This window comes from Desulfosporosinus cupriresistens (assembly GCF_001707885.1).
In the GTDB taxonomy this organism is placed as follows: Bacteria; Bacillota; Desulfitobacteriia; order Desulfitobacteriales; family Desulfitobacteriaceae; genus Desulfosporosinus.
The window spans coordinates 1-7,190 of the sequence record NZ_MASS01000099.1 but is presented as its reverse complement, the minus strand read 5'-3'; the positions used below and the strand labels follow the sequence as shown (position 1 = coordinate 7,190).

General features: G+C 38.0%; 8 protein-coding genes. 3 read left to right on the top strand and 5 right to left on the bottom strand.

Annotated elements, in window-relative coordinates; all coding sequences use genetic code 11:
- On the bottom strand, positions 1-814 hold an 814-nt coding region (locus DSBG_RS21015; RefSeq protein WP_068966886.1), incomplete at its 3' end, for a fibronectin type III domain-containing protein.
- A 367-nt stretch (positions 815-1,181) separates the two neighbouring features.
- Here DSBG_RS21015 and DSBG_RS21010 point away from each other — a divergent pair.
- Together DSBG_RS21010 and DSBG_RS21005 are read left to right on the top strand one after the other, a co-directional pair.
- Positions 1,182-1,718, top strand: coding sequence for a hypothetical protein (locus DSBG_RS21010; RefSeq protein ID WP_242877793.1), 537 nt, complete (start codon positions 1,182-1,184; stop codon positions 1,716-1,718).
- 258 nt (positions 1,719-1,976) lie between these two features.
- Positions 1,977-3,038: a DUF3231 family protein gene (locus DSBG_RS21005; protein ID WP_068966883.1), complete on the top strand. Its 1,062-nt coding sequence runs from the start codon at positions 1,977-1,979 to the stop codon at positions 3,036-3,038.
- A 14-nt stretch (positions 3,039-3,052) separates the two neighbouring features.
- Here DSBG_RS21005 and DSBG_RS23335 read toward each other — a convergent pair whose 3' ends face one another.
- The 3 genes from DSBG_RS23335 to DSBG_RS20995 all read right to left on the bottom strand — a co-directional run bounded on the left by DSBG_RS23335 (position 3,053) and on the right by DSBG_RS20995 (position 5,228).
- A complete protein-coding gene (locus DSBG_RS23335) occupies positions 3,053-3,205 on the bottom strand; it encodes a hypothetical protein (protein WP_176716347.1) in 153 nt (50 codons plus the stop codon).
- 291 nt (positions 3,206-3,496) lie between these two features.
- Entirely contained in the window at positions 3,497-3,922 is a 426-nt protein-coding gene (locus DSBG_RS21000) for a universal stress protein (protein ID WP_068966881.1), read from the bottom strand.
- Positions 3,923-4,037: 115 nt separating this feature from the next.
- Positions 4,038-5,228, bottom strand: coding sequence for an MFS transporter (locus DSBG_RS20995; RefSeq protein WP_068966879.1), 1,191 nt, complete (start codon positions 5,226-5,228; stop codon positions 4,038-4,040).
- 134 nt (positions 5,229-5,362) lie between these two features.
- Between DSBG_RS20995 and DSBG_RS20990 the strand changes: the two genes are divergently transcribed.
- Positions 5,363-6,247 (top strand): LysR family transcriptional regulator, encoded by an 885-nt coding sequence (locus DSBG_RS20990; RefSeq protein WP_068966877.1) that lies wholly within the window; start codon positions 5,363-5,365, stop codon positions 6,245-6,247.
- Positions 6,248-6,570: 323 nt separating this feature from the next.
- Here DSBG_RS20990 and DSBG_RS20985 read toward each other — a convergent pair whose 3' ends face one another.
- On the bottom strand, positions 6,571-7,125 hold the full coding sequence (locus DSBG_RS20985) for a hypothetical protein (RefSeq protein WP_242877792.1): 555 nt from the start codon (positions 7,123-7,125) through the stop codon (positions 6,571-6,573).
- Positions 7,126-7,190 lie beyond the last annotated feature (65 nt).

The window sequence follows — 7,190 nt, the reverse complement described above, 5'->3', positions numbered from 1 at the left end:
TAGACACATCAGAAGTCGTTGCATGAACCACAGATGAGTAATCACTTGTTCCAGAACTATTAACAGCCTTTACTTTATAATAGTAAGTTGTATCATCGGACAAATCATTATCGGTATAATTAGTGGTTGTAACGGTATCAACTTTGCTGTAAGTTCCGTAAGAAGAAGTTGCTCTGTAAATATAATACGATGTTGCATCACTAACTGAATCCCAGGCTAGGTTTATTTCACCGGAACTTTCAACGGTAGCAGTAAGATCATCTGGTACGGACAGTTCATAAGACACATCAGAAGTTGTTGCTTGAACTACAGATGAGTAGTCACTTGTTCCAGAACTATTAACAGCCTTTACTTTATAATAGTAAGTTGTATCATCGGACAAATCATTATCGGTATAATTTGTGGTTGTAACGGTATCAACTTTGCTGTAAGTTCCAGAAGAAGAAGTTGCTCTGTAAATATAATAGGATGTTGCATCACTAACTGAATCCCAGGCTAGGTTTATTTCACCGGAACTTTCAACGGTAGCAGTAAGATCATCTGGTACGGACAGTTCATATTGTTGCACCTGTTGCCCACGTCGCTGTCCAGGCTTTTGATCCTGTTGCCCAAGTCGCAGACCGGGCTTCTGATCCTGTTGTCCAAGTCGCAGACCGGGCTTTTGATCCTGTTGCCCAAGTCGCAGACCAGGCTTTTGATTAGCTTGCATGGAAGCAGCATTTGCTACTGGAACATTTGACAGCATACCCCCAGCAACTAAACTTCCTACAGCTAAAACACTAACTAACGATATTTTCCTTAGTAGTTTTGACATTAATTTTACCTCCCCTTCAAAATTATGGGTCATGTTAAGTAATACGTATTAATTATTCAGTTTGGGTGGGTGTATAAGGAAAAATATTCAAAACCTTGAGCATGGATAGTGCTAGACTTGATTATAGCACTCCATAAGATCGAATATTTAGATAGGGATGCACATACCGATTATAAACTCTTAGAAAAAATCAAAATACGTTGGTTGTTAATTTCTATCTTTTCAACCAACGCATTTTGATTTTTTCCATTATCGAATTCTTTAAGCAGCGAATCCCTGCCGTTTATTGTCTATGAGATATTTTTCAATATAAACCGCTATTTATGGACAATATAGAAGAAATATAGGAAAAGGGGGGTATAAAGAATTGATATTAAAACTTTTAATGAAATCACTTATTTACCCAAGATTTAGCAGAATGAAGGATACAATTAGTATCGGACTACTTGGAGGCTTAATAGGAGCAGTCTTTATGGATATATCTAATTTATTAATATTTAAGGCAGGAAAAACAGAAACTTTATATGGATATATAGCTGGTGGGTTATTTGTTACTCCTTTTAGGACAAAACAAAGGAAGAATTTTATTCTAGGTGAACTAGCACATTTAGGTATAGGTTCAATTTGGGGGATTCTATTAACATATATTTTAAAAAAGACAGGGAAAGATCATCATCTGGTTAAGGGCTCGTTTATATCAATTCTTTCTCTCGGTTGCCTTATATGTGGGCAAAAATTTGGTGTAGTGAAAAAGTTTCGGCTGACAAAGACATTTTACTCTGCTATTTGGAACCATATTGTTTATGGTTTAGTTTCTGCACAGGCCATAGTATCATTATCTGATCCAACGATATTTCCGTCAGATAACGACGAACAACACGCCACCACAATTCCTAATCCGTAGGAGTTCACCTTGCTGGCGACGGAAGTACGTTCTTAGAGATAAAAGGCTCCGGGGATCTTCGATCTGGATTGCTTTAGCTACCTGGGAGTCGACGTATTGTTTCAGGCTGCCTTTGTAGTCCGTTTCGCTGCGTTGCGCGGAGTAGAACACCCCTATGAAACGTTAGCTATTCCATACAAATAATTGAATAATTACTATTATAGAGGAAAATCTAGAGAAAGCGTCTAATTAAAAATAAATAAAGAGGTGACTTTAAAAATGGATGTGCAACAATTTAATCAAGAACAATCCGAACAAGTTCCTATTGAAGCTGTCCATCACTACGTTTCTAATATCCTGCCAACCTCTGCCGAAATCGGCTATCTTTGGTCTGGATATTTAGCAGAGTGTATGTCAGTTTGTTTTTTGAAAGATTATGTTTCAAAATCTAAAGACCCAGATATTCGAACCGTTTTACAACGTGCTCTAAATGTTTCCACCCAACGGGTAACATCTATGGAAGATATTTTTCGTTCAATGAATCATCCGATACCAAATGCTTTTGGCGAAAAAGATGTAGATGTCAATGCAAAAGAGCTATTCTCGGAATCATTCACACTCCAATATACAAAATTAATGCACAAATTTGTTTTGTATTACTATTGTAATGCTTTGACAGCATCAACACGTTCGGATTTTCGTAAATTTTTTATTGAATGTATGAATACGTCTACCGAAATTCATCAAAAAGCTACAGATGTACTCTTAACAAAAGGTATTTTAGATAAACCACCCATTATTCAAGTTCCCGATAGAGTGGACTACGTTCATAATAAAGATTATTTTGGAACTAATATTTTCGGAAAAAAAAGACCCCTCACTGCCCTAGAAATCGGCCATCTTTATTCCATAATAGAAACCAAACAATTAATTGAGACTTTAAATGTTGGGTATAGTCAAATCGTCAAATCAGAAAAAATTAAAAAATATCTATTAAAAGCCATTGAAACTGCTAGAAAGCATATAAAAGTTCTTACTGCCTTTTTATCGACTGAGAACCTTACTGCGCCAACAATGACGAAGATTATGGTGTCCGAAACGAAAGAGTCTTCAGCCAGTGACAGATTAATTTTAACCCATTCTACAGCGGTTATAGCCTATATTATAACTGAATACGGGATTGCATCCACAAATACTGCTAGAGCAGATTTAATATCAACTTTTCGTGACTTAGTCACTGATGTTCTTTTCTTGGCTAAAAATGGAGCAGAATTAATGTTGGAATACGGCTGGTTAGAAAAGGTTCCTGATACAGTTGACCGTGATGACCTAGTACACTAAATGACTTACTTTGCTTAATTAGTGATCATTGCATAAATTGCTTCCACCATCGCCTTGGTTTGAACATCCTGTTGGATTGTACCTGCCTCGCCAATATTTAAGGGCTGGGTATAAATGTGCCGTTTGGTATAGCCGGCATATTTTAAGTTTGCGGATGTCATTAACACTGAGCCAGCCCCATTGTTCAAGTTAGAGGCTGGAGATAGATCACTATCTCCAAGTCGAACTATTAGGTAGTAACTTCAATAAATTAAATTTTAATCATTATAAGTAATTTTTTGAGAATACGGGAATGCGAATATAACTTCCTTGTGCAGGCAGAATCGGAGGTTAAGTAATGATTGACCTAAATTTGCTAACGGGGCAATGCCCAATTTATAACGAACCCAAAAGGGCAAATGTTATTCCCTTGGTCAAAAATTAGAGCGCAAAAACATTGCCATCAATAACATCCTGTACTACTTTACAAGTAGTACAGGAACTGGAGATTGTTGAACAACTGTATGACTGACGCTCCCCAGAAATTCCTTAAATCCGCTCAGTCCTCTGCTACCCATAATAATCAGGTCGCAGTTGTTTTTTTTGATATAATCCAATAATACATGAGCGGGTGACCCTTCTTCTTGAGAACATTGAATCTTGTTTGGTATGGACCTCAGTACTGATTGAGCATAGCTAAGAATCTTCAGACCGTATTGGCTTAAATCATCATGCATTTTCTGATATGCATCTGTTATGATTACCTCCTGAGCTGGAATAGCCATAACGTGTAAAATGTGGATCTCAATTGAAGGGTTTATCTTAGCAATTTCAAGGGCCTTTTCCAATGATTTTTTTGCCAAGTCCGACCCATCATAAGCAACTAGAATTCTTGTACATAACATCTAAGAATACCTAACTTCCCCTTTTATTAAGCTGTCGTTTGAATTACGGCAACTTTTTATGCTTGTATCCAAACAAATAGATAAATGACAGAAAACCACCATAAGCAAAGAAGAGTCACGACAAACTTAACTCGCTCGCTTTAGTTTTTCTCTTTTGTGTTAGAGCAAAATATAGAAGGCCAGCAACAATAATCAACACAACTCCCACCTCATAAACGCTAGGATAGCCTGTAACACCCGCTACGATTCCTAAAGAATACGCACCAATTGCCATCCCAGCATCCATCGAATTAAAGAATAAAGAGTTAGCAATTCCTACCCGTTGCGGCTCCACCGAACTAATGATTTGTGTTTGAAATATTGGTGTTACTGAACCATAACCGATACCAATAATAGCTCCAGCCATCAAAATATAGCCACTCGAGTGGGCTTGGCTTAATAGGAACATTCCAACTGCAAAAAGAATTAAGCAAGGATAAATAATAATTTTTGTGCCCCATTTATCAGACCAGCGTCCCGAAAATGGGCGGGAAATCAGAATAAATACTGCATATACAAGGAAGAAATAACTGGCTGCTGTTACTAAACCTAAACTTTTTGCGTACAAAGGTAAAAAGGCTGAAATACCTGAATAGGCACACGCTAAAATAAATGTGGCAAAGGCAAACGGTGCAGCTTTTTTGTCAAATAGGTCATTCCAGGAAAATCCACGTTTCTCTGAATGAATAATCACCTCCGCACCTTGAGGAACTCTCATGAGCAGAGCAAGAACGATATTTACCGCTGAAATAATCATACAAATGACGAAAGCGGTATTGTAAGCATTCATATTCGCAAGGCTAAGGCCAATAAATGGACCAAACACCATAGCTAGGCTCATAGCCATTGAGAAATAGCTCAATCCTTCTCCGCGTCTTGAAGCCGGAATAAGTTCAGCACAAATCGTTCCTTTCACTGTTGTGATAATACCAAACGTTATGCCATGGAAAACACGCAGAAGGAGTAATTCCCAAATATTAGTTGCAAATGGATAAAGCATCGTCGCAATTAAAAACGCAATGGCCGAGTAAATAAGAATTTTTTTCTGAGAACCTTTGCCCACCCACTGCCCCGCAAAAGGCCGAATAATAATAGCTGCCACTAAAAAAAGTGTAACCACCAAACCTACTTTATCAGTGCCTGCATGGAGTGTACCTACTAAATACAAAGGTAGAGCTGTCAGTAATATATAAAAGACGAGAAAAATAAAAAAACTGATAACGGTAATGCTAATAAAGTCCTTAGTCCATAACTTTTCTTTGTGCAAGCAGAAACACTTCCTTTATTAATTTTGAAACAACACTTTCTCATTATATCACCGCAAGCCATGCACATCTAATTGTCTTTTGCATGATATTGATGCATAATTGTAATATAAATTATGCATTAGGGGGCTTAAATATGGATTGGCATCAACTTAAATATTTTCAGACATTGGCTAGTATCAATAACTTTACAAAGACTGCCGACGAATTAGCTCTTTCGCAATCTGCACTGAGTCGGTCGATCTTACGACTTGAAGAGGAGCTAGGAGTTCCCTTGTTCGAACGAAAAAGCCGGGGTGTGGTCTTAAACCGTTACGGGGAACTTTTTCTAAAGCATGTCAATCAAGCTCTGTCGGAAATAGCCGAAGCAAAGCAAGAAATTAACAATATGGTCGATCCTTTTCATGGAACCATCGCACTTGCGTTTATTCAGCCACTCGGCTCAAGTTTTATACCTGATTTGATGGGTAAATTTCAAAAAGAGACACCCGAAATTCGATTTCAGTTAATTCAAGATACCACAAAGATAATTGTGAGCCAGATAGAGTCTGCGGAAATTGATGTTGGCTTCTGCTCGCCGCAAGAATCCATTGAAAATCTAAGTACTTTACCCATCATGAACCTAGAGCTATTTCTAATTGTTCATAAAGAGCACAGGCTTGCTGGCACGGAACAAGTTGATTTATGTGAGGTAGCCGATGATCCATTTATTCTTTATAGACCTGAATCTGCACTTCATGATGTAATTGAAGGGCTTTGCCATAATGCTGGGTTTCATCCGAAAATGTCCTTCGAAGCTTTTGAAGAACGGACCGTTGCAGGACTTGTTGGAGCAAAGTTTGGCGTTGCACTCATCCCATTCATGCCAGGACTTGATATGCAGAAGATTTCAGTTATTCGCGTCCGTGAACCTCATTGTTTAATAGTCATTCAAATGGTTTGGCGAACAAATGGGTATATGTCGCCTGCCGCAACATATTTTAAGTCCTATGTTGAAAACACCATGCGTTTAACTGAATAATTAAGATTCCACTTTCAACGCTCTGCTTCGGTGGGATTAGAATCCCCAACGAAGTCTCGATGTTCAGATTTAGCAGAACGAGTTCACTCATCCAATTAAAAAGCAAGTATTGCCTCAAAAACAAAAGCGCTGGTGTGAGAATTTTCTTCTCAACCAACGCATTAAATGTTTCTTCATCGAACTCTTAAAGCAGTAAATCCTGCTGTTTATCGTCTCTAGGATTTCATCAAACCTTTGCTTCAACCCATTCTTTTAATCAAAACCGTACCATCAAAAAAATAAACCTTGTCACTCAAATACCAAGATCTATTCCTCGATTGAGCCTAGGAAACCTGATTTTTAATAGTTTCGACACTGCGTTCCTTTAACATTTTGATAACTATATCTTGAATGGCGTCAGTTTTGGGATCAGCGATGCCTTTGGTGTTATGTTCTGCTTTTTGGAACTCACGGCGTTCCCCTCGTTGATTACCCTCTTCGCCATCTTGACGTTCCTTGTCAATGTTTTTTGTTACAGACTTGCCATAGTCTGTTAATGTCTGATATTGGACAGGCGTAAGAATTTCATAAACCTGTTTTACAAGATCATTGATTGACGGCGAACTAGTTGTAGTAGCAGCAGGCATTTTTTCAATCAGAGGCAGTATTGCTTTGGCTTGCTCCGGTGACAACTTTAACGTTGAGGAATTATCCAAAACCACTAAATCTTGCTCCACGGACCTTGCCATCTGCGCTGCGACATTTGCTTGCATATTCATTTGTTGCTGCTGTCTAGAGTAAAATTTTGCTGCTATTCCACCGCCCCCTCCTAAAAGTATGATCAAAGCTAGTAATAGGTACCACTTCTTGTTTAGACTTTTTAGTTTTTCCAACATCATTAATTACCTCCCCTATTTTTACCTAAGTATAAATTCCAAAACTTTAATTCACCTTAGAAAAGATC